General features: G+C 35.5%; 23 protein-coding genes. 12 read left to right on the top strand and 11 right to left on the bottom strand.

What is annotated here, in order from left to right:
- Nucleotides 1–22: 22 nt before the first annotated feature.
- Nucleotides 23–2,053 (bottom strand): transketolase family protein, encoded by a 2,031-nt coding sequence (locus tag ACJJVT_RS03280; protein ID WP_405396452.1) that lies wholly within the window; start codon nt 2,051–2,053, stop codon nt 23–25.
- 404 nt (nt 2,054–2,457) lie between these two features.
- On the opposite strand from ACJJVT_RS03280, the gene ACJJVT_RS03275 reads away from it, so the two are divergent.
- Nucleotides 2,458–3,393 carry an alpha/beta hydrolase gene (locus ACJJVT_RS03275; RefSeq protein WP_405396451.1) on the top strand — a complete coding sequence of 312 codons (936 nt, stop codon included), beginning with the start codon at nt 2,458–2,460 and terminating at the stop codon, nt 3,391–3,393.
- 2 nt (nt 3,394–3,395) lie between these two features.
- Here the strand turns inward: ACJJVT_RS03275 and ACJJVT_RS03270 are convergent, their stop codons facing one another.
- From ACJJVT_RS03270 to ACJJVT_RS03255, 4 genes are all read right to left on the bottom strand, one after another.
- Nucleotides 3,396–4,085 (bottom strand): VIT family protein, encoded by a 690-nt coding sequence (locus tag ACJJVT_RS03270; RefSeq protein WP_405396449.1) that lies wholly within the window; start codon nt 4,083–4,085, stop codon nt 3,396–3,398.
- Between the two features lie 28 nt (nt 4,086–4,113).
- On the bottom strand, nt 4,114–4,791 hold the full coding sequence (gene rpiA / locus ACJJVT_RS03265) for a ribose-5-phosphate isomerase RpiA (RefSeq protein WP_405396447.1): 678 nt from the start codon (nt 4,789–4,791) through the stop codon (nt 4,114–4,116).
- A 130-nt stretch (nt 4,792–4,921) separates the two neighbouring features.
- Nucleotides 4,922–5,794: a universal stress protein gene (locus tag ACJJVT_RS03260; protein WP_405396445.1), complete on the bottom strand. Its 873-nt coding sequence runs from the start codon at nt 5,792–5,794 to the stop codon at nt 4,922–4,924.
- Between the two features lie 80 nt (nt 5,795–5,874).
- Nucleotides 5,875–6,564, bottom strand: a complete 690-nt coding sequence (locus ACJJVT_RS03255; protein ID WP_405396444.1) for a Crp/Fnr family transcriptional regulator — start codon at nt 6,562–6,564, stop codon at nt 5,875–5,877.
- A gap of 118 nt (nt 6,565–6,682) precedes the next feature.
- On the opposite strand from ACJJVT_RS03255, the gene ACJJVT_RS03250 reads away from it, so the two are divergent.
- From ACJJVT_RS03250 to ACJJVT_RS03200, 11 genes are all read left to right on the top strand, one after another.
- Nucleotides 6,683–9,079 carry a heavy metal translocating P-type ATPase gene (locus tag ACJJVT_RS03250; protein ID WP_405396442.1) on the top strand — a complete coding sequence of 799 codons (2,397 nt, stop codon included), beginning with the start codon at nt 6,683–6,685 and terminating at the stop codon, nt 9,077–9,079.
- Between the two features lie 294 nt (nt 9,080–9,373).
- Nucleotides 9,374–9,583, top strand: coding sequence for a cbb3-type cytochrome oxidase assembly protein CcoS (ccoS, locus tag ACJJVT_RS03245; protein ID WP_299800159.1), 210 nt, complete (start codon nt 9,374–9,376; stop codon nt 9,581–9,583).
- 2 nt (nt 9,584–9,585) lie between these two features.
- The gene (gene ccoN / locus ACJJVT_RS03240; protein ID WP_299800160.1) at nt 9,586–11,784 is read left to right on the top strand and encodes a cytochrome-c oxidase, cbb3-type subunit I; all 2,199 of its coding nucleotides are present in this window, start codon (nt 9,586–9,588) and stop codon (nt 11,782–11,784) included.
- A gap of 10 nt (nt 11,785–11,794) precedes the next feature.
- The gene (locus ACJJVT_RS03235) at nt 11,795–11,986 is read left to right on the top strand and encodes a CcoQ/FixQ family Cbb3-type cytochrome c oxidase assembly chaperone (protein WP_299323489.1); all 192 of its coding nucleotides are present in this window, start codon (nt 11,795–11,797) and stop codon (nt 11,984–11,986) included.
- Nucleotides 11,983–12,939: a cbb3-type cytochrome c oxidase N-terminal domain-containing protein gene (locus ACJJVT_RS03230; protein ID WP_405396440.1), complete on the top strand. Its 957-nt coding sequence runs from the start codon at nt 11,983–11,985 to the stop codon at nt 12,937–12,939. The genes ACJJVT_RS03235 and ACJJVT_RS03230 overlap by 4 nt, the downstream gene beginning before the upstream one ends.
- Before the next feature lie 47 nt (nt 12,940–12,986).
- Nucleotides 12,987–14,405, top strand: coding sequence for a cytochrome c oxidase accessory protein CcoG (gene ccoG, locus ACJJVT_RS03225; RefSeq protein WP_405396437.1), 1,419 nt, complete (start codon nt 12,987–12,989; stop codon nt 14,403–14,405).
- 17 nt (nt 14,406–14,422) lie between these two features.
- On the top strand, nt 14,423–14,869 hold the full coding sequence (locus ACJJVT_RS03220; RefSeq protein ID WP_405396436.1) for a FixH family protein: 447 nt from the start codon (nt 14,423–14,425) through the stop codon (nt 14,867–14,869).
- Between the two features lie 2 nt (nt 14,870–14,871).
- Nucleotides 14,872–15,576 carry a sulfite exporter TauE/SafE family protein gene (locus tag ACJJVT_RS03215; protein WP_405396433.1) on the top strand — a complete coding sequence of 235 codons (705 nt, stop codon included), beginning with the start codon at nt 14,872–14,874 and terminating at the stop codon, nt 15,574–15,576.
- A 25-nt stretch (nt 15,577–15,601) separates the two neighbouring features.
- The gene (locus tag ACJJVT_RS03210) at nt 15,602–16,093 is read left to right on the top strand and encodes a GTP-binding protein (protein WP_405396432.1); all 492 of its coding nucleotides are present in this window, start codon (nt 15,602–15,604) and stop codon (nt 16,091–16,093) included.
- A gap of 63 nt (nt 16,094–16,156) precedes the next feature.
- Complete coding sequence (locus ACJJVT_RS03205) at nt 16,157–17,611, top strand: vanadium-dependent haloperoxidase (RefSeq protein ID WP_405396430.1); 1,455 nt, start codon at nt 16,157–16,159, stop codon at nt 17,609–17,611.
- A 246-nt stretch (nt 17,612–17,857) separates the two neighbouring features.
- Nucleotides 17,858–18,292 carry an RrF2 family transcriptional regulator gene (locus tag ACJJVT_RS03200; RefSeq protein ID WP_405396427.1) on the top strand — a complete coding sequence of 145 codons (435 nt, stop codon included), beginning with the start codon at nt 17,858–17,860 and terminating at the stop codon, nt 18,290–18,292.
- An 84-nt stretch (nt 18,293–18,376) separates the two neighbouring features.
- Here ACJJVT_RS03200 and ACJJVT_RS03195 read toward each other — a convergent pair whose 3' ends face one another.
- From ACJJVT_RS03195 to ACJJVT_RS03170, 6 genes are all read right to left on the bottom strand, one after another.
- Nucleotides 18,377–19,603, bottom strand: a complete 1,227-nt coding sequence (locus ACJJVT_RS03195) for a hypothetical protein (RefSeq protein ID WP_405396425.1) — start codon at nt 19,601–19,603, stop codon at nt 18,377–18,379.
- Nucleotides 19,604–19,618: 15 nt separating this feature from the next.
- Nucleotides 19,619–20,401, bottom strand: coding sequence for an ABC transporter permease (locus ACJJVT_RS03190; RefSeq protein WP_405396422.1), 783 nt, complete (start codon nt 20,399–20,401; stop codon nt 19,619–19,621).
- Nucleotides 20,394–21,104: an ABC transporter ATP-binding protein gene (locus tag ACJJVT_RS03185; RefSeq protein WP_405396421.1), complete on the bottom strand. Its 711-nt coding sequence runs from the start codon at nt 21,102–21,104 to the stop codon at nt 20,394–20,396. Before ACJJVT_RS03185 ends, ACJJVT_RS03190 begins: the two co-directional genes overlap by 8 nt.
- Complete coding sequence (locus ACJJVT_RS03180) at nt 21,101–22,342, bottom strand: nitrous oxide reductase family maturation protein NosD (protein ID WP_405396419.1); 1,242 nt, start codon at nt 22,340–22,342, stop codon at nt 21,101–21,103. The genes ACJJVT_RS03185 and ACJJVT_RS03180 overlap by 4 nt, the downstream gene beginning before the upstream one ends.
- 84 nt (nt 22,343–22,426) lie before the next feature.
- Nucleotides 22,427–22,873: a nitrous oxide reductase accessory protein NosL gene (locus ACJJVT_RS03175; RefSeq protein ID WP_405396417.1), complete on the bottom strand. Its 447-nt coding sequence runs from the start codon at nt 22,871–22,873 to the stop codon at nt 22,427–22,429.
- A 27-nt stretch (nt 22,874–22,900) separates the two neighbouring features.
- Nucleotides 22,901–23,512 (bottom strand): hypothetical protein, encoded by a 612-nt coding sequence (locus tag ACJJVT_RS03170; protein WP_405396416.1) that lies wholly within the window; start codon nt 23,510–23,512, stop codon nt 22,901–22,903.
- Nucleotides 23,513–23,588 lie beyond the last annotated feature (76 nt).

The raw sequence follows: 23,588 nt of genomic DNA, 5'->3' as shown, positions 1-23,588 counted from the left end.
AGGAGTAAAACCTAAAAATCGTTTACTTTAAAAAATCTACTACTTGTTGGTATACTTGATCACCGGTGAATCCAAATTTTTCATCAAGGACCGTTGCTGGTGCAGAATAACCGAAATGCTCTAAACCGAACACTTTTCCGTTAGCTCCTGCTAATCCTTCTAAGTTTACTGGTAAACCTGCCGTAAGACCAAAAACTGGCTTGTTTGGCGGAATCACTGCTTCTTGGTATGCTTCTGACTGTTGTCTAAATATACCTTCTGAAGGTATAGAAGCGATATTCACTTTTAATCCTTCTTTTTCTTCCAATAATTTTGTTGCAGCTACCAATGTTGCTACCTCAGAACCATTTGCAATCAATATTACATCTGGATCTGCTACTTCTTGTACCAAGTAACCTCCTTTTTCAGCTCCTAATGCTTCTTCATAACGGTTACCACTCTTTGCAGGAAGATCTTTTATCCCTTGACGAGATAAAATAAGTCCGGTCGGCGTTTTTTGGTTTTCCATTGCCATTTTCCAAGCTACGTTGGTTTCTTGAGAATCTGCAGGACGCAATGCTACGAAACTTTGCTCGTGGCTATGGTTCTTTAATTTCTCTAACAAACGTATTTGAGCTTCTTGCTCAATTGGTTGGTGTGTTGGTCCGTCCTCTCCTACTCTAAAGGCATCATGTGTCCAAACAAACTTCACCGGTAATTCTTGAATACAGCTTAAACGTATTGCTGGCTTCATATAATCAGAGAATACAAAGAATGTTGCTACTACTGCCATTACCCCACCGTGAAGTGCGATACCGTTTGCCATAGTTGCCATTGTTAATTCTGCTACACCTGCTTGTAAGAATGCTCCAGAGAAATCACCTTTCTTTAAAATGTGTGTTTTCTTTAAGAATCCGTCTGTTTTATCACTGTTCGATAAATCGGCAGATGATACGATCATATTCTCTACATTTTGCGCTAAATACGCTAAAACGTTAGAGGATGCTGCACGTGTTGCCTGACCTTCTTTCTGTGCTACAGAACTAAAATCTAATTCTGGTAATTTACCTTCTAAGAAACCATCTAATTTTGCAGAAAGCTCAGCATTTTCTGAACGCCATGCATCGATCTCTCTTTTCTTAGCTTGTGCTTCGTCTTTCTTCTTATTGATAATACCTTCGTAGTACTCTTCTACTTTTGAATAGATATCAAAAGGATTTGCTACATCGGCACCTAAATTCGCTAAAGTTTTTTCATAATCTGCACCTGTATCGCCAATTGGCTTACCGTGTAGTTCTGTATACCCTTCATACGGAGTACCATCTGCAGTTACACAGCCTTTACCCATTATCGTTTGACCGATAATCAATGTTGGCTTATCTGTTTCTGCATTAGCATCTGTAAGTGCTTTTCTAATTTGATCATGATCATGGCCGTCGATTGTAACGACTTTCCATCCCCATGCTTCATATTTCTTCGCTGTATCTTCTGAAGTTACCTCATCTGTTTTTGATGATAATTGAACATCGTTAGAATCGTAGAACATAATAAAGTTGCTTAAGCCTAAGTGACCTGCAATTCTACCTGCACCTTGAGAAATTTCTTCTTGTACACCACCATCAGAAATGAAACCATAAATTTTATGGTTCATCCAATCGCCAAAACGTGCTTTCAAGAAGTTAGCCGCTACTGCAGCACCAACACCCATAGTATGACCTTGACCTAATGGTCCAGATGTATTTTCGATTCCTCTTGCAACATCAACTTCCGGGTGCCCCGGTGTTACCGATCCCCATTGTCTAAAATTAGCTACATCGTCTTTTGCATAGTTACCCAATAAGTAATACTGAGCATACATTAAAGTAGATAAGTGCCCAGCATCCATGAAAAAACGGTCACGAAACGGCCACTTCATATCAGAAGGATCGTAGTTGAAAAATTCAGAATATAAAATGTGCATGTAGTCTGCGCCTCCCATTGGCCCACCTGGGTGTCCAGAGTTTGCCTTTTCTACCATCGCTACAGCTAATGCCCTTATATTATCGGCTGCTAATTGATCTAGTTCGTTGTTCATTATATTATTAGATTATTTTTCAGGTTCGTGTTTATTTTATGATCTACTAAAATCTCCCCCAAAGATACTTTATATAAGGCGCTAATTAAAATATTTCGACCAACATAATTCTATAGAATTCAAGTCATAAGCGCTCATACGCCACTAGTTTCACGTTTATATTGTTGCGAAAGGGTTTTCGAAAACATTCTATGAATCATTTTTTAACCCAATTCACCTTTAAATACTATAAATAAGATACTTACGCTGTACATTTGCACGCTTAATGCCTTTTTATAGCAAATGTATTTATGTTTGTTTTTTATCGGATTCAAACTTTTATAAAACTGACAACCTTTGTTATATAACGTTTTAATGGTATTCTGTTTACTTCGGATGTTCCCCTAAACACTATAATTTCACTTATGACATCAAAAATTGCTTTGCATATATTTAGTTACTTCATCATATTATTTGGTTTTATTTCTACCATTAGCCCTGCATTTGCTCAAGAACCTAACTCCACACCGGATGCCGTACAAATGAATACCTATAATTATGCCGATACCTTACAACTCGATTTTTATAGCATTCCGTCTAATGACATGCAACTAAAACCAACAGTTGTTTTAGTGCATGGTGGTGGCTTTACTGCGGGCCAACGTAATGGTGGTGATGAAAAAGGACTAAGTACTTACCTAGCGACCAAAGGGTTTAATGTGGCTTCTATAAATTATAGGCTGTCTAGAAAAGGGAAATCTTTTGGATGCGACTGCCCTACTTCTATAAAAATTGATACCTACGTCGAGGCGGTTGCCGATCTCTCTAAGGCTATTAATTACTTAACGAAAGATTCGTTACCCTTTAAAGCTGATCCTGAAAAAATATTCTTAATAGGTAGTAGTGCAGGTGCCGAAACCGTTTTGAATTTTCAATTTATGCGGTACGATTATCGTTTTAAAAGACTGCCCTACCCTAATGTTAAAATTGCAGGATTAGTAAGTTTTTCTGGTGCTGTATTGGATGAAAATTATATTGATGCCAGCAATAAGACTCCCGCCCTATTTTTTCACGGAGTTAAAGATTCCGTTGTCCCTTATGATACGAATCCACATCGGTTTTGTAAACCTACAGATGTTGGTTTCCTACAAATCAACGGACCCAAAGCTATTGCCGAACGCCTTTCTGAGATAGATGGAAATTACAAAGTGTATTACAATGAAGAAGGCGGACACGAATGGGCCTCACTCGGATTTAAATTTCCTGATTTGATTCATGAATTTTTAATGGCAATCTTACATGGAGAAACTACTATGAAAGATTTTGAATCGATAACTTCACCCATAGATAGTAAAGAATAGCACTACGCCACATTTACCCCGAACAAATGCCCAATCAATGCGGTGATGACCATAGCTACGGTTCCCCAAAAGCTAATTCTTAAAACAGCTGTGAATATATTCGAACCGCCTGCCTTTGCTGCAATAGCACCTAAAACCGCTAGAAACAGAACAGCAAAACCATATTGCACATATTCCATCTCCTCAAGCGGACCAAAATAAGCTACTAGTACCGGAAGTAATCCGCCGAAAACAAAAGACGCACCAGATGACAATGCCGCCAATAACGGATTTGCCTGTGTAATATCATTAATACCCAATTCATCTCTGGCATGTGCACCCAAGGCATCATGTGCCGTTAATTGTGTAGCTACTTGTAACGCCAAATCTGAATCTAAACCGCGTTCTTCATAAATTAAAGCGAGTTCTATAAGTTCTTCTTCTGGCATTTCTTCTAGCTCTTTCATTTCGCGAGCTAGATCGGCTTTTTCTAAATCTTCTTGCGAACTTACAGATACGTATTCACCTGCTGCCATTGACAAGGCACCTGCAACCAAACCTGCAACGCCTGCTAAAATTATAGGTTCTCTAGTTGTGCTTGCAGCAGCGACACCGATTACCAAACTTGCTGTAGACAAAATACCATCATTAGCACCAAGTACTGCCGCTCGCAACCAATTACTCCGCGTACCATAATGTTTTTCGTCTTGCATAGTTTGTGAATTTTACTGTAGTTAACTACTATCGCCTTTTTACAATAGCCTTCTCCCCTTTGCCAATAATAACCAAATTAGTAGTGGTCAAGAATAATCCGGTTTCTACGATGCCTGGTATTGTTTTTAATTGCTGTTCTAGATCAGTTAATTTTATATCGGTATCCCAAATATCAATATCTATAATATCGTTATTCTCGTCTGTTTTATAATCGTCAGCACCTTTCATTCGCTGTACAGGTGCCAGTTTCATTCCCTCCAATTCTTTAATAATCAATTGCGTTGCAAAGGGTATCGTTTCAATAGGCAGTTTGAACTTACCTAGTTTGGCAACACTTTTAGACGAATCGGCAATAATGATATTCATATCAGAATTATGGGCGACTATCTTTTCACGTAATAACGCTCCGCCTCCGCCTTTGATCAATTGAAAGTCTTCATCGACCTCATCGGCACCATCAATGGTAACATCTAATCTTTTTGCTTCTGCAAGGGCAATCACATGTATACCCAGTTTTTTTGCCAATTTTTCAGTTTCGTCAGAAGTTGCAACGGCTTTGATTTTTAATCCGTTTAATACCATTTCGCCTATTGCCTCTATCATATAAAATGCAGTAGAACCAGTGCCTAGACCAACGGTCATTCCAGATTTTATATATTTTACCGCTTCTAATGCTGCTACTTTCTTCTCGTTTACCGCGCTCACTTTTTGGTTGTATTATGGTTATTTGGCTATAAAGATATTTAGAATTAATTGATAGCATTCATCAAAGCATTAAGTAATGCCTAAAATTTTGTGATGAACACTTCGCTAATAATTATCTAAAAGGAAGATCTTAATGACTGATACTGATGTTATTTTCAATTAACTGTAATGATAACATTGGCACATGGCAGCAGAAAATTGATTTCCCAACAATATAATCATTGCATAATTTTCTTAAATAACTATTGGTATTGTTAGACATAACAAGTAGCTGACAATTAGTATGATCAACATACCTTTTTAAAGTAGTTGTTAATGAATGTTCGGTATCTAGTTTGTAGAAATTATGATATATAGACCCTAGTTTTTCAGCTATAATCTCATGATTTATATGTTGTAACTCTGTGATCTGTGGCGTAGCATTTTGAATACTTGCAATTTGTACCGTACTATTAAAATACCGTGCCAATTCTACTACCGGGCTTAATTCATCGCTTTTAAATAAATGATTGAGTTCTGATACAACAGAAATCGAATGTAAGTTTTCAAAAACTGCCCTTGGAGGTATTACCATAATTGGGCATTTATTGACATGGTTTAATATTCTTACCGTATTTCTACCTAAAAAAATAGATTCATCATCTGCACCACCGCTGGCACTCATAATTACAAAATCTATGTGCTGTTTTTCAACAACTTCCTTTACTTCGTCAATAAGCATTGAGAAGCTAGAAATTGTTTTATAGCTATGAAGCGGATTATTGTATTGTTTTTTGATGTGCTGAAGAGTCTTTTTCAATCCTTTTTCTGATGCTGTTTGTGCAGAATAATCTTTAGCGGCTTCCGTTACTCTCCCCGCCATTAAACGGTTACTATGTAATTCTGGAGTATAGGCATTTAATAAATGGAATACACATTCAGATTCTGCGAATAATTGCAAAGCATACTGTATTGCATTCCATGCAGGTTGTGAAAAATCGGTCGGTATTAATATATTTTTCATAAATGAGACACATCATTTGATGATAAATGTAGCCTCCCTACAGAACTGAAACTATGACATTTATCAGAATACTAAAAAATTTAAAATCCGTCAGCTAGTTCTTGCAACATCTCCTCTTCTACGATTCCAATCTTTTTACCTTCTGTCTTTATGAGTCCTTTTTTCTTAAACTCAGAAATCATACGAATTAAAGATTCTGTTGCCGCACCAACAATATTTGCATAATCATCTCTACTAAGTGTCAATAATAGAAATCCGTTTTCGTCTTCACCATAATTTTTCTTCAAATAAACAAATGCCTCTGCCAAACGTTGTTTAACAGTTTTTTGAGACATGTTTACAATGACATCATCTGCTTCTTTTAAATCATGCGCCATATGTCGCAATACTTCTAAAGAAAAATAAGGGTTAGTATTTAATGTATTTGTAATGATCTCTTTGGGTATAAAACACACTTCCATATCACTAATAGCGGTAGCACTTAAATTGGTGAAATCTTCTGCAATTACAGAACGCTGCCCCATTATCTCACCTTTATTGGTCAATTTTACAATTTGTTCTTTGCCATTACTACTTAATTTAGACAACTTAGAAACACCATCTCGTACGCAAAATACACCATCAAGCTTCTGCCCCTCTATAAATAAAGCCTCTCCTTTTTTAATCTTCTTAGAGGTTTTAGAGTCTGCCACTTTTTTTAATTCGTCTTTGCTCAATGCACGAAGTGAATTAAACTGTCGGATAATGCAATTTTCACATCTACTTTCCATAGCTTCATAAATTAATCTTAGGCGAAATTAAACAAGCTTATAATTGTAGTAACTGACAATTATCATGTTTTAAAAACTGTATCATTTTCACCTTTGTAATTACTATTTTTAAATATTTATGCAGGCAACTAATTGTTTTCATTGTGGTGATCCTTGTGATAGACAACTTATAACATTTGATGAAAAATCATTTTGTTGTGCTGGTTGTAAAACCGTTTATGAAATATTTTCAACAAACGACTTGTCTCACTATTATGAACTTCAAGCTGCTGCAGGTTCTACACCTGATGTCATTGAAGGTAAATATGATTTTCTAGACAACGAAGAGATCATAGCTAAACTAACAGAATTCAATGATGGTAATATTCAAATCATCAATCTATATATACCCACAATTCATTGTAGCTCGTGTATTTGGATTTTAGAGAACTTGAACAAGCTAAATAAGAATGTAACTAATTCTCAAGTAGATTTTCCGAAGAAAACAATTCGTATTACCTACAAACAAGAGGGTTTCAGCTTAAAAGAGCTCGTCTTACTTTTGGCTAAAATAGGATATGAACCTTATATTTCTTTAGAAGATTTTGACGGTAAAAAGAAGGTCTCTGATAAAACCTTAATTTACAAACTAGGTGTTGCTGGTTTTGCTTTTGGTAATGTCATGTTTCTCTCTTTTCCTGAATATTTCGACTTAAATTCAAGCGCCACTTCTGGCGGTGAATATTGGTTAAATAAATACCAAGACTTATTTCGATGGATGATGTTCATTTTCTCGTTACCCGTAATATTTTATGCCGGATGGGATTATTTCGTATCGGCATATAAAGGTCTTCGGGCTAAGCTTTTAAATATTGATGTGCCAATAGCTCTAGGTATTTTGGTACTATTCCTAAGAAGTACCTACGATATCGCTTTTAATTTAGGTAGCGGATTTTTCGATTCCCTTACCGGACTCGTATTTTTTCTACTACTAGGTAAATTCTTTCAACAAAGAACGTATAGCTTTTTATCATTTGAGCGCGATTACAAATCATACTTCCCCATTGCCATTACTAGACTAAACTTAAAAGGTAAAGAAGAAACTGTGCCTGTTCAAGAAATTGAAAAGGGAGACAGAATATTGATCCGTAATGAAGAAATGATTCCTGTAGATGGCACTCTAGTATACGGAAATGCACAAATTGACTACAGTTTTGTTTCTGGAGAATCTGAGCCCGTTTCTAAAAATATTGGAGAACAGGTTTTTGCTGGCGGAAAGCAACTTAACGGCGTAATTGAAATGATCGCATTAAAATCGGTATCTCAAAGTTACTTGACACAATTATGGGGAAATGCCATTTTTAAGACAGATAAGGTTACTGCTTTTCAAAACCTGACGGATAGTATTGGCAAACGTTTTACCATAGCTGTACTTTCTATCGCTTTTGTTGCTACTACTTTTTGGCTATTCTATGATCCGTCTAAAGCCATGAACGTTTTTACCGCTGTTTTGATTATTGCTTGCCCTTGTGCCATAGCATTAGCCTCTCCATTTACTTTAGGGAATATGCTACGTATTTTCGGCAAAAAGAAATTTTATATTAAAGACACCCAAACTATTGAACGTTTGGCAAAAATAGATACTGCTATTTTTGATAAAACAGGAACTATTACAACAACTCAGAAAAGTACGGCGCATTACGAAGGCATGCCATTAACACCCGATGAAGAATCGATTCTTAAGAATACGATTAGAGCTTCTAACCACCCTTTAAGCAGATCTTTATATGATCTACTTAAAGAACAGAATATCATAACTTTAGATGAGTATGAAGAACATATTGGAAAAGGGCTAGAAAGCTCTAAAGATGATATAAATATGAAGATTGGTTCTGCAAATTTTGTTGGTAAAGGCACCTCAGAAAATTTGCTTGACACCTCTATTTATATCAGCTCTAATAATGCTTATAAAGGGAGATACGTTTTTCAAAATCAATATCGTGACGGACTCTCTTCTGTATTCCAGAACATGTCAGAAACGCTTAATTTGGCCATACTTTCTGGTGATAATGAAGGAGAAAAGGAAAGATTAGAAGCATTGTTGCCAAAGCTGACTCCACTTTACTTCAATCAAAAACCCGAAACGAAACTTGAATTTATAAAATCTTTACAAGATCAAGGTAAAAAAGTACTGATGGTAGGCGACGGCTTAAATGATGCCGGTGCACTTGCCCAAAGTAACGTGGGTATTGCTATTTCAGAAAATATCAATGTCTTCTCGCCTGCTTGTGATGCCATCTTAGATGCTACTAAATTTGAGCAACTCTACAGCTATATTTTAGCTTCTAAAAAAGCGATGCGTATTATTAAAATGAGTTTTATATTATCATTGCTTTATAACTGTGTGGGTCTATACTTTGCCATTACAGGGCAATTAGAGCCTGTAATAGCTGCTATTCTAATGCCTTTAAGCTCTATTAGCATTGTTATTTTTACAACGTTAATGACGAACCTCATAGGCAGAAAACTTCCTTAAAAGTTTCTTTAAAACGTATTATTCAAAAGAATTTTCATTTCTAATTCAATGAATAGTTCTTCAGATTACGAAGTAACTTAATCATTTTCTTTGCTCTCTTTTTAACAAATAGCCAGTTAGAATTATTCTTCTTAAATTACCTTCAAAACCAAGAAAATAAGTACATTACAATTATCAAGTCAGTTTCTAAAGAAACAAATATTTTAAGTTTTTTAAGAAAATTTTTAAAGTATGACAATTGTCATTTTCTAAGGTTTACAACCCACTTATTTTTACATCATAATTCAGTTAGGTATGAGTGTTATTTATGTTTTACTAGGTATAAGTCTAGTAGTGGCGATTATCTTTTTCGTCGCTTTTATTGTATCGGTAAGGCAAGGTCAATATGATGATTCTTACACACCTTCTGTACGTATGCTTTTTGATGATGAACTGGTTAAACCAAAGAAGACCAGTACCAAAGAGTTCAAACAAGAGAAAATCCAACTAAATAAACAAGTATAATTATGGAAGTACAGCAGTTTTATTACGATAACAAAATCGTGAAAAATTTCCTTTATGCAACCATGTTCTGGGGTGTTGTGGGTATGTCTGTAGGCTTATTATTAGCCTTTATGTTCATTTTTCCCAATGTAACCGATGGTATACCGTGGTTAAGTTTTGGTCGTTTACGCCCATTACATACCAACGCGGTAATTTTTGCATTTGTAGGAAATGCTATTTTTGCGGGAGTATATTACTCCACCCAACGTTTACTAAAGGCGCGTATGTTCAGCGATTTTCTAAGTAAACTTAATTTTTGGGGCTGGCAAGCTATTATTGTTTCTGCAGCAATTACATTACCTCTAGGTTATACGAGTACCAAGGAATATGCTGAACTTGAATGGCCTATTGACATTGCTATCGCAATAATTTGGGTTGCTTTCGGTGTTAACCTTATTGGTACCATGATAAAACGAAGACAACGTCACCTTTATGTGGCTATCTGGTTTTACTTAGCGACTTTTGTAACTGTAGCGGTACTTCATATTTTTAACAACTTAGAATTACCCGTGAGTGCTTTAAAAAGTTACTCAGTATATGCAGGTGTTCAAGATGCCTTAGTACAATGGTGGTACGGGCATAATGCGGTCGCGTTTTTCTTGACTACTCCGTTCCTTGGTCTTATGTACTATTTTGTGCCTAAAGCGGCTAATAGACCTGTGTACTCTTATAGATTATCTATTGTTCACTTCTGGTCATTAATTTTTATATATATCTGGGCAGGACCTCACCACTTATTATATTCTGCTTTGCCAGATTGGGCTCAGAATTTAGGGGTTGCTTTCTCCATCATGCTATTAGCTCCATCTTGGGGTGGTATGATTAACGGACTTCTAACTTTAAGAGGTGCTTGGGACAAAGTGCGTACCGATCCTGTTTTGAAATTTATGGTAGTTGCAATTACCGGTTACGGTATGGCAACTTTTGAAGGACCATTACTTTCTCTTAAAAACGTAAATGCAATTGCCCACTTTAGTGATTGGATTATTGCCCACGTACACGTTGGTGCATTGGCATGGAACGGGTTCTTAACCTTTGGTATGATTTACTGGCTGGTTCCAAGAATGACAAAAACCAAATTGTTCTCTATTGGTTTGGCAAACTTCCATTTCTGGATTGGTACTTTGGGTATTATACTTTATACATTACCTATGTACGTAGCTGGGTTTACCCAAGCTCTAATGTGGAAAGACTTTAATCCTGACGGAACTTTAGTTTACGGTAACTTCTTAGAAACTGTACACGAAATTATGCCGATGTATTGGATGCGCGCCATTGGTGGTAGCCTTTATATTGTGGGTACTTGTGTTATGATCTACAACGTGGTTCGTACTATCAAAGCCGGTAGTGCTATAGAAGATGAATTGGCTGAAGCAGCTGCACTTACTGTTGTTTCTAAACGTAGAACAGCTGGCGAAACTTTCCATACCTGGTTAGAACGTAAGCCTATTCAGTTAACCATTTTAGCTACTGTAGCTATTTTGATTGGTGGTATTATACAAATTGTGCCTACCATTTTGGTAAAATCTAACATACCAACAATTACTAGTGTAAAACCATATACGCCTTTAGAATTAGAAGGTCGTGATCTATATATTCGAGAAGGTTGTGTTAGCTGTCACTCTCAAATGGTGCGTCCGTTTAGAAGTGAGGTAGAACGTTATGGTGAATATGCCAAAGCTGGTGAATTCGTATATGATCACCCATTCCTTTGGGGTAGTAAACGTACTGGTCCAGATTTATTGAGAGTTGGTGGTAAGTACTCTGATAACTGGCACTTAAACCATATGTACGATCCTCAAAGTACCTCTTCTGGTTCTATCATGCCTTCGTACTCTTGGATGGTTCGTGACGAGCATGACCGTAGCAATATACAAACCAAAATGGAAGCTATGGTAACCTTGGGTGTTCCTTATTCTGATGAAGAAATTGAAAATGCATATGCTCTTATGGATGCACAGGCTGAGAAAATCGAAAATAACTTATATAGTGATCCCGATTTTGCAAGATCTTATGAAGCAGATAAAAAATATGCTGCAGAAAACGGTGAGGAATTCATAGAAATGAGAGACCGCGAAATTGTATCCTTAATTGCCTACCTACAAAGATTAGGTACAGACATTAAGGTCAAAGAAACTGGTGAAATATTATCCGACAACTAAAACTAAAATCATGTTCAAATTTGTAAAAGGTTACATGGAAACTATAGAGGGTGTAGCAACCTACCCTATGATATCATTACTTATCTTCTTTGTGTTTTTCACATTGTTATTTTGGTGGGTAATTACAGCCTCAAAATCATATATTAAAGAAGTTAGCGAATTGCCTTTAGAAGAAGATAACCAACAAAACAACCAATTATGAAAAACAATACAGCCTGGTGGTTAAGAATAACAGTGGCCTTTTTCGCGGTCATTGTACTTATGGAAGTTTATATTGATAGTGGTGATCAACCAGCATTTCTGGTTTACCCTACATTAATGTTTGGCTTTATGGCACTTATCCTATTATTATTAATAGCGATTGCCTTTATTGTACAAGCTATTGAAAATGTTCTTTACAATACGCTTGACGAAGAAGCTAAGGAGCGTTATTTAGCCACCAAAGAAGAAAAATGGGAATGGACATGGGGTAAAAAAATGTACAACAAAATGTTGGGCAGTAAACCTATGGAAGCCGAAGGCGAAATCATCCTTGACCATAACTATGATGGTATTCGAGAGCTAGACAATAAATTACCGCCATGGTGGGTATACTTGTTCTATGCTTCTATTGTGTTCGCAGTGGTATATCTAGTTCGTTTTCATGTATTTAACGATTATAACCAAACATTAGAATACGAACAAGAGGTTGCTGCCGCTCAATTAGAAATTGAGGAATACAAAAAAACAGCTAAGGGTCTTGTTGATGCTAATACGGTTGAACTATTAACAGATGCATCAGATATTAGTGCCGGTAAAGGCATTTTTGAAGGCAACTGTGTTGCCTGCCACATGGCTGATGGTGGCGGTGGAATTGGACCTAACCTTACAGATCAAAACTGGATTCTTGGTGGTGGTATTAAAAATGTTTTCCACACTATTTCTGAAGGTGGTCGTGATGGTAAAGGTATGATTGCTTGGAAACAAAACTTGAAACCTGCAGAAATTGCACAAGTAGCTAGTTATGTATTAAGTTTTCAAGGTACTACACCGGCAAACCCAAAAGCAGCTGAAGGTGATATTTGGGTAGACCCAAATGCACCGGCACTAGAAACTCCCGCTGAAGCAGAAGCTACTCCAGTAGTTATTGATTCTGCAGCGGTTACTATGAACTGATTACAATGAGAGGGTAAAACCTCTCAAAGCCTATAAAGAGAGATAAAATGTCACAAGATCAAGATAATTTTAGAGATTCCATTGGCACCATTAAAGAAGATGGAAAACGTGCTTGGGTATTCCCAAAAAAGCCAAGTGGTAAACTTTATGAGTATCGTAAATATGTTAGTTACGTGCTTCTTGCCTTCTTGATATTGTCTCCCTTTATAAAAATAAACGGCAACCAATTTTTGATGTTCAATGTCTTAGAAAGACGTTTCAACATTTTTGGTTTTCCTTTTTACCCGCAAGATTTTCACCTTTTTGTAATCTCAATGATTATTGGGGTGGTGTTTATTGCCCTGTTTACTGTTGCCTTCGGACGTATTTTCTGTGGATGGATGTGCCCACAAACCATATTCTTAGAGATGGTTTTCCGTAGAATTGAGTATTGGATTGATGGAGATAGAGGTGCTCAAATAAAATTGGATAGACAAGAATGGAATTCAGAAAAGATTCGTAAACGGGTTTTAAAATGGATCATCTTTTTTATTATATCGTTTATTATAGCCAATGTCTTTCTAGCTTACCTGATTGGTAGTGACCGCTTAATTCAATATATCACAGACGGTCCTGCACAACATGTAAGCACTATGGTGTCCCTATTGATTTTTACTGGTGTATTCTATTTTATATTCGCTTGGTTTAGAGAGCAAGTATGTATCATCGCCTGCCCTTATGGTAGAATGCAAGGCGTACTTCTTGATAATAAATCGATTGTAGTTGCCTATGATTATGAAAGAGGTGAGGCTGAAAACGGCAGAAAAAAATGGCGTAAAAATGAAGATCGCCAAGAATTAGGTAATGGTGATTGTATTGATTGTAATCAATGTGTAAACGTTTGCCCTACAGGAATAGATATTAGAAACGGAACGCAGTTAGAGTGTGTTAACTGTACTGCTTGTATCGATGAGTGCGACACTATTATGGAAAAAGTGAATCTACCTAAAGGTTTGATTCGGTACGCGAGTGAAGATGAAATCACCAAGAAAGAGAAGTTCAAATTTACACCTCGTTTAAAAGGGTATACTGCTGTTTTAGTTATTTTAACGGGAGTGTTAGTAGGTATGATGTTCTTAAGAAATGATCTTGAAGCAAATATATTAAGACTACCTGGGCAATTGTACGAACACAAAGAAGGAAACATTATTAGTAATGTATACACTTATAAACTATTGAACAAAACCACTAAACCGGTTGAAGATGTTCACTTTAAGCTGATATCACCAAAAGGAGAAATTAAACTAGTACGTCATGAGAATTTTGATGTAGCTGCAGAAGCATTGGCAGAAGGCACGATGTTCATAGAAATAAACGCATCTTCTTTAAGTGGTGACAAGAACAACCTTAAAATTGGGGTATACAGTAACGATAAATTAATTGAGACCACTACGGCTCGCTTTTTAGCACCACGTAGTTACAAATAGTACTTAAAGAAAAAATCATGAAAATTAATTGGGGTACCGGTATTGTCATTGCCATAGTTGCATTCATGGGCTTTATTTTGTTTTTTGTAATTACTATGACCACCAGTCATAATGCTAATCATGATTTGGTTACCGAAGATTATTATAAAGCGGAGCTTGGCTTTCAAAAAGAAATAGATGCAGAGAAAAACGCTCAAATTGCAACTACACAAATAAAAATACAAAAATCTTCTGAAGGGTTAATGATACTTTTCCCTGAAGGATATGATGATACAAATGTTAAAGGTTTAGTGTCCCTATACAGACCATCCAACAAGAATTTGGATTTTAATTTGCCCATTAGTTTATCCAATTCACATTTGCTCATACCTGACAATCAATTGTTGGATGGTCGCTGGGACATTAAAATTACTTGGGAACACGAAGGAAAAGATTTTCTACATAAAGAGAGTATTACCTTTTAAATATGCTACTATCTGCACTCATATTAGGTCTAATGGGTAGTTTGCACTGCGTTGGTATGTGCGGACCCATTGCCTTTATGCTTCCGGTAGATAGAACGAATAACTACAAAAAATTCGGACAGATATTTATCTATCACTTTGGTCGATTAATGGCGTATGGACTTATAGGTCTCATATTCGGATTACTAGGTAAAGGGCTTTCTATATTTGGAATACAGCAAAAACTATCTATTGGTATTGGCATTATTATGATCGTGATTGTTTTAATTCCCTATAAAACATTCAATAAATACAACCTGTCTAAACCTATCTATAAAATTATATCAAAAGTTAAGAACCAATTGGGTAAAGAACTAAAGAAAAAATCTCCCGATACTTTTTTAACCATCGGATTCTTAAATGGTTTTTTACCATGCGGACTTGTTTATATGGCGCTTTTTGGATCTATAGCAATGGGCGATGCTTTACAAGGTAGTTTATACATGATGCTTTTCGGCGTAGGCACCTTACCCCTCATGACCGCTGCCATATATTTTAGTAATTTACTAAAAGGTGGTATACGTCAAAAAGTACAAAAGGCAATTCCGGTATTTGTTGTTATTATCGGTGCACTTTTTATACTTAGAGGTCTTGGTTTAGGTATACCGTACGTATCGCCTGCACCAGTTACCCAATTAGCTTCAAGTGCAATAGAATGTAATAATTAATGGCTAAAGCCAAATACCAATTCATATGAAACCATTACCGAACGAAATAGTACTTCGCCCAAGGTTTCAAATGCATCTATCAAAAAATAAAGAAACGATTCTTAGCAAATTTGAGGGATTGAAAGAAAATCCGTTTTTGATTAAACGCTTAGATGAGCATGTGTTCATCAAATTCAACCAAAAAGAGCATCACTTTTGGTCCCCGCAGTTACATTTAGAAATAGATGAAGTCGATGATATTAGTTGTAAATTATATGGCGTTTTCGGTCCCAATCCTACCCTATGGACCTTCTTTATGTTCATACACTTTGTCATTGCAACACTTTTTATAATTATAGGTATTTGGGCATATTCAAGTGCATCATTAGGTAAAGAATATCACATTCAAGTAGGTGTCATGATTATGCTAACAGCGCTATGGTTCATACTATATTTTGCTGGTAGAAGCGGTAAGAAAAAAGGAAAGCCACAAATGCACCAATTACATGAGTTTATGACGAATGTTCTTACACAATAAATTTTCTGTTTTTTTCTCATATAGCTATATTTAATACTTAGAAATAGCCAAAAAACTAAACATATGAAACGTATTTTATTTTTAACATTAACCCTTGCTTTTTTGAGTGTGGGTTTCACTTTTGCTCAAAAAAAACAAGAAGAGCCAAAAGGAATTGAGAATGTCGCTTATAAATGGGGAAAAATGGCATTAGATGCTACCGCTTCTGATACTGAAAAATTTAAACCAAGACCTACAATTACTTCTCGATACTTAGGATTAATCTTTATCTCTATTTTCGATGCCTGGTCTAGATATGATGAAAATGCCATACCTGTATATTTAAAAGCTACAGAAAGAAGACCTTTAGCCGAGCAAACGCTATCTAACAAAGAAATTGCTATTAGCTATGCCGCTTTTGGCACTATGAAAGAATACTACTATTCTGATACCGAAATGTTCAGAAAATTCATGGTAGAATTAGGTCTTGATCCAGACAATACTTCTATGGATCCAAACACCCCAGAAGGTATTGGAAACTTAGCTGCAAAAGCAACCATTGAAGCTAGAAAAAATGATGGCAGCAATCAGTACGGTACTGTTGATGGCTCTGATGGAGAGCCTTATTTTGACTACACAAATTACAGTCCCGTAAATTCTGCTGATGAAAGTACTGATATCAACCGCTGGCAACCTAAATATTTTTCTGATGGTAATGGTGGGCAATATGCCCCAGGATGCCTTACGCCGTATTGGCAACAAGTAACACCGATAACTATGACCTCTGCTGACCAGTTTAGACCAGGACCACCACCAATGTACGGTTCTGAGCAATTGAAAAAAGAGGTTCAAGAAGTGGTTGACCTGCAAGCCAACCTTTCTGATGAAGATAAAGCGTTGGTAGAGTTTATGCGAGACGGACCACAGTCTGTTCAACAAGCGGGACACTGGTTAAAATTCGCTCAAGATGTTTCTCGCCGTGATAACCATACCCTAGACCAAGATGTAAAAATGTATTTCTTAACCGAAATTACCGCTATGGATGCTTTTATAGCTTCTTGGGATTCTAAAATGTTCTACGATTATGCCAGACCATATGCACTGGTTCATGAATATTACAAAGACAAAACTATTAAAGCATGGGGCGGACCCGGAGTTGGCATTATAGAAATGAAAGGACAAGATTGGAGACCTTATTCTCCAGATATCTTTTTATGTCCGCCATTTCCTAGTTACACTTCTGGGCATAGTACCATTAGTGGCGGCTGTGCAGAAGTATTACGTTTGTTTACAGGTGATGATTACTTTGGCGAATCGGTAGAATTAATGCCTGGAACACTAACCGAAATTGATGCTGCTTTCTACGGAAAACCAGTTACGATTACCTTCCCTACGTTTACTGAATCGGCAAATATGGCTGGTATGTCTAGAGTTATGGGCGGGTACCACATTCAAGCTGATAATGTTGCAGGTTTAGAATTAGGTAGAGATGTTGCAGCTCAAGCATGGAAATTTTATAATGAGCATTTAGGAAAATAACGATACATATCTTTATCAAAATTAAAAAGTCAACCTTTTAGGTTGACTTTTTAATTTTAGAGATAATTTTAATTTTATGATAAACTTCATATTTTAAATTACATAAATGACCGATATTTACGATAAATCGTAACAAGAATAACACCCTCCCCCCATTATAAAAATGTAACAATGATTTAATTTAGATTATTACATGTTACATTAAACACTGTTTATATACTTGTTACCCAAAACTTTAAACCTACAATGTTTTCTAAAGCTTGTGTATACGGAATAAGAGCATCTACCTACATCGCATTAAATTCGCTTGATGGTAAACGTGTAAGCTTAAAAGAGATTGCTGAGAAGATTGACTCACCTGTTGCCTTCACAGCAAAAGTTCTACAACAATTGACTAAAAACAAAATTATAGATTCGGTAAAAGGTGCCTACGGTGGTTTTGAAATAGAAGTTGAAAATATTTCAAAAATTAAACTTGATCAAATAGTATATGCAATAGATGGCAACAATGTTTATGCAGGTTGTGGCCTGGGACTTAAACAATGTAATGGCAATAAACCTTGCCCCGTACACGATAAATTTGAACAAATAAGAAGTGATTTAAGAAGTATGTTAGAAAATACTAGTCTTTATGATATGACCGAAGGTCTTGAAGAGGGTCTGACTTATCTGCGACGATAAAAATAATTTTCAATGATATAATTACAATTTCGGTTTCACTATAAACAATAGCTTTTATCGGTAATCATACAAATAATATTCACTCTATTTCAGTATAGCTTTAAGCCTACAATTATGTATTAAAATACCCAAAACCGCCACCAAAACAAGTAAACTTGTTACCGCTAAAATAAAATAATACTCAGAGAACAAAGTAGCTGATTGCCATGCCACAATGGCTTTAAAGAAAATAAGTAATTCTGTAAGTAGAAATCCAAAGACGTATACTAAAAACAACTTTTTGTTTAGAATTAATAGTTTAAAATAATCTAGAAATAGGAATAAACTTATGGTAACAACACCCAAAAAGGTTAAGTGTAAATAGCCAACCGTAAAGTCCAAATAAGTTGTAGCCATATTAGCAAAATAAGGTATTGCACTTAGCAATTGCAAGAACATTTTTATTCCCCCTAACACCCCTACCGTCTTAATTGTGATTATAAAAAATTTAGAAAATGGTCTTTCAATTAAAGCCCATTCATTTCTCATAAATGTATACAAATCATAAAAAGCCCAGAGTTGTAAAAAAGCTCCAACTCCGCCTAAAATATAATAGAATTCAGATGGTTGGGTAAATAAAGTTGACAGAAAAAAAGAGAGGACAATTCCTAAATTTAATTTCAAAAAGAACGCTTTGAACCCTTTATCTGATAGCGATATATTATGCATATCAAGAATGTATAAAAACACTGCTACAAGCGCCATAATCATCCATCCATTATAAATAAAATGTAGGTAGAAGTAAATGGCTAAACGATACCAAATAGAGGTTACGCCAAGGGTATTCATAATCGACCCTAATGCCCATGGTCCCAAACTTGAAAGCAGTAAATATACTATAGCGATCTTAGCACATTTTAATGAATGCTTCTGTTTGTATTCAAATGGCACATTCTTAAAAAAGAACCATGCAAACCAATAGGATGCAAATAAGAAAAGTGTCGAAAAAATAATTGAAAATACCGCATACCCTTGAAACGGAAAAGTCAATAACATACCAACTATGGTAAGTTGCGTAAACCAAAAGATGTTTCTGTATTTCTTATGTACCTCTGCCCTACTTAAATAAAGTTTATACAGCAACGTAGTCAGTGCTAAATATACCCAACCCAACAAGGCAACATGAGAATGCGCATGAACAATAAATTTGTACGTAACGGGAATTTCAAATACCCTAAAACATCGTAGAACGCACCCTAAACCAGCAGCTAACACAAAATATACTAATGCTAAGCTGGTGTGGTTCTGAAGGTTTTTATTTTGTCTTGCCATATTATTGGCACCAATTTAAAAATCTTTTTTCTTAGATACGTGTACTAATCTCCAAATAGGTAGAACCGTCCATAAAATAAGCATGAACATAGAAACAAACAGCCCTTGATCGGTGCCAAAAAACTTTTTAAATACTGCACCTGTGTATCCCAAAAGAGCAGAGATATCTAATTTTAAAAGGATCAACGTTCTCGATAAATCTATAGGATTGAAGATGGTTGCCCCTAAAGAAAAACTATCTAAAGGATACTCTTTAAAAATAATTAATGACATTAAAAAAAGTCCGTCATAGATTACTGCCATAAACAACCACAGCAATACGGCGTACCCAAAGCCTTTAATTTTATTTTCATTAGACAAGGCTATATTAAAGGCTAGTACAGTGAAAATTAAGGTTAGAAAAGCGCCTGTTACCAAGAGAAGGGTAAAGTCAAAAATAGCATCACTTTTTAAAAGACCATAAAGTACAAACGGAATACCAAGACCCAACACTAAGCTTAATGTTAAAGAGCCCGCAACACCAAAATATTGCCCTAAGAAAATGGAAGAACGTTTAACTGGCTGCGCCAATAAAAGCTCGGTAAACTCCTTTGAATTATAAAAATACATGATGCCAAAGATGGTACTGATCAAAGGCACTAGAATTATGATAACGTTCATTAGGGTAATGATTGCCTTTGAAACGTCATTGTTCAAGAATAGCAATACAAAACCTAACAATAGGTAAAATAAAAAATAAACGTAACTCCATCGGCTACGAATAAGGTCGTAAAAACTGTATTTTAATATTTTAAGCATGAGCTGGTGAGGTTGCTATTGCCGCAATGGCATGTTCTAAATCTGTTTGTCCCGTCTTGGTTTTCAATTCTTCAATACTACCTTTAAAGTAAATATTACCTTCTAACAAATAGACAATTATATCTGAAACTTCTGCTACGAACTGCATAATATGAGAAGTAATCAATACTGTCTTGTTCATTTCCTTTTGCTCTCTAATAAGGGTTTTTAGATGAATTAAAGATGCTGGATCAAGACCCGTTGTGGGCTCGTCTAAAATTAACAACGGACTATCGAACATAAAAGCCAAAACGATATTCACCTTCTGTTTAGTTCCTCCTGATAAGGTTGAGAGTTTCTTATCTAAAAAAGGTTCAAGCTTAAAAAGCGTTATCAATCTATCTTCATCACTTGGGCTCTGCCGAAGATCCTTGATCATTCGTATAAGCTCATGTACTTTTAAGTTACCCGGAAAATTTGCTATCTGGGGTAGGTAGTCAATCTCTTTACGATATTTCCAGTTTTTTTTAATTGGTTTTCCCAAAACAGAAATACTTCCCTTATCTGGTACCACCATACCTAAAACACTTTTTATTAAGGTTGTCTTACCTGAACCGTTAGGACCCAAGATGGCAAAAACACCTGGTTTCTCAATGTTGAGATCTAAGTCTGAAAGAACAATATTCTTTCCAAATTTCTTTTGTAAACCTTCAATATGAATCATTGTACTTTGGTCATTAGGGGATTAATATCCAATAAATTATCTGGTGTAAAAACGGGAGAAACTTTTTCAGAAAAATCAATGATATCCATAAAAAGACTTCTAAGTAAAACTATAGATTCTGGCGTTTTGTTTACGATGTAAGAAAACAATTTTACAGGACGATATGGTACGTCGCCTATGCCATTCTTATCTAAATCGTAGCCAGTGTAATCGCTCCAATAATTACCGTCAAAAACGTTGTCGTTCAAATTACTGTCATACGAAATATCAAAACTATTATACAGAAAATTGTTTCCTGAGAAAGTATTGGTATAACAGGCTCCTAAAACTTTAATTCCCCATCCGTTTTTTATAAAATTATTTCCTTTATAATCAATACGGTTAGAGCCTTCTATATTTATACCAATGGTATTTTCTTCAAAGGTATTATTGCTTATTTCTGCATCATTAATTTCTTTTAATAACATGCCAAAAGCAGCTGTTCCCCAGTTTTTTCGAAAGGTATTACCCCTCATCACTATATTCTTAGAAAACATTACCGCTACCCCTGCCCCATTATTTTCAAATATATTATCGGTATATATATCATCATCAGAAAACATGAAATGCAGACCGTATCTTAAATTACCAGTGCTCTTATTATTATGGATGGCTATATTATCTGAAAACTCTAGGTAAATGCCATCTCTTGCACCTTGAACGATATTATTACTAACCTCTACATGGTGAGAATACCAAAGTTGAATGCCGTTACCCGAATTATATTCGTCTTTTGCATCACCTATAATTTTATTGTGATAGACTTTACCATTGCTTGATTTTTCTAAGTAAATACCGAAAAATAACTTTTCAAGCACCACATTCTGAATGAGAAAATTTTCACTTTTAACTACTCTAATTGCTGCATGGTCTGTAGTATAGCTAGTACCTACATTGATAATAAAAAAACCATCGAGCGTTACACCATCTGATACAATACGTATAATTTCACCTTTCTTTTCTCCATTAATTATAGGGTAATCTTCCCCTATTAAAGTCAATGGTTTATCTATTAGAATATTGTACTCTTTATAGGTTCCTTTTTTTACTAGAAGCGTATCGAACTCCATAGCAATTTTAATTCCTTCAGAAATAGATTTCACCTCACAACTATCGCAAATTAAAATAGGTTTCGCCCATAGATTTGCAGTTACCATAAGTACTAACGTAAAAATTAATAAGCTTTGGTATCGTATCATGTTATCACGAATAAATTTACCTGTTGGTTTATACTTTGTATAGTTTGTTGGTAACGTAGAAGTTTTAAAGCTGTACAATTAGGCTTAAAAAGGATTTTCTTTTTTAAACTTTTCATTTAATTCTACCCAGGTATATAGTGTACCCGTATTATCTGATTGCACTTTTTTTGCAGCTTCTTCATTTGAAAAAGCAGATAAAAAGGCACCCATAGGACTTGGTATGTTTTCACTAATTAAATATGTTGCCTGTGTAGCATCAATAAAAACGCCAGGATCTGTATAATCGTTTACTCGAAATAATTCAACTGTTTCTGTATCTATTTCACGTAAGTGGTTTAACATACATTCAGTAGCATCGAAAGAGTAGCTTCTTCCTTTTTTAGTCATAAACTGAGCAGCATGCTGTTTATCAACAATAGTCATACTACAAAAATGGCATCCTTCAGAACCATAAGTAATGGCTTTAGGTTCGCTATTACATGCCGATAATACTAGAACACATATTACACCTATTATTGCTAGATTTTTCATTTATTAGTTATTTATGGTTTATTAAGACTACAACGATTTTTTACTTTTCCATCCTACAAAAAAAGCAACTACAGTAAGCATCATACCTACGAACATGAACCATGCACCTGCAGAAGGCATTGAACTTACATCAAAATTCAATAATTTTTTATACCCAAGAAGTGGTGGCTTATATGTCATTGGTGTTCCATCATCATTAATAACTCTAATGATTGCATGAGGATCTAGATTTGAACCATAGTCTGTTAACCAGAGATTAAAATCGTACATACCCATAATACCTAAGATAGACATTAACACAAACCAACCTAAAAAATAACGATAGTCTACTTTGCCTAAAAAGCCTAGTATGCTTAAGAGTACCCCTAAAAGTACCATCCCTATTATTACGGAAGGAAAAACATTGAATTCCCACATTTCATCTGCTTTAGGTATTGTCTTCATACCTATGTAATGGTTTAGACCATCTATATTTTGTAAATCAAATTCAGAGACACCTTGTATGCCTGTAATATGAATGTTCATACCCAATGGATCTGGGTATTGTGGAGCACCTAACATAATATTCCAAAGTGGAAATACAAATAGCCCCAATAAACATATAGAACCTACGAACATTATTATACTTGCCTTTTTCATCTTACATTATATTAAAAACAAATCCAAACTCTCAAATTAATACTCATAAAAAAAGCAGGTCAGTCTTAAAACACGA

The sequence above is a fragment of the Maribacter sp. Asnod2-G09 genome, from assembly GCF_045063795.1.
Classification (GTDB): domain Bacteria; phylum Bacteroidota; class Bacteroidia; order Flavobacteriales; family Flavobacteriaceae; genus Maribacter.
This window is presented reverse-complemented; position numbering and strand designations above follow the sequence as displayed.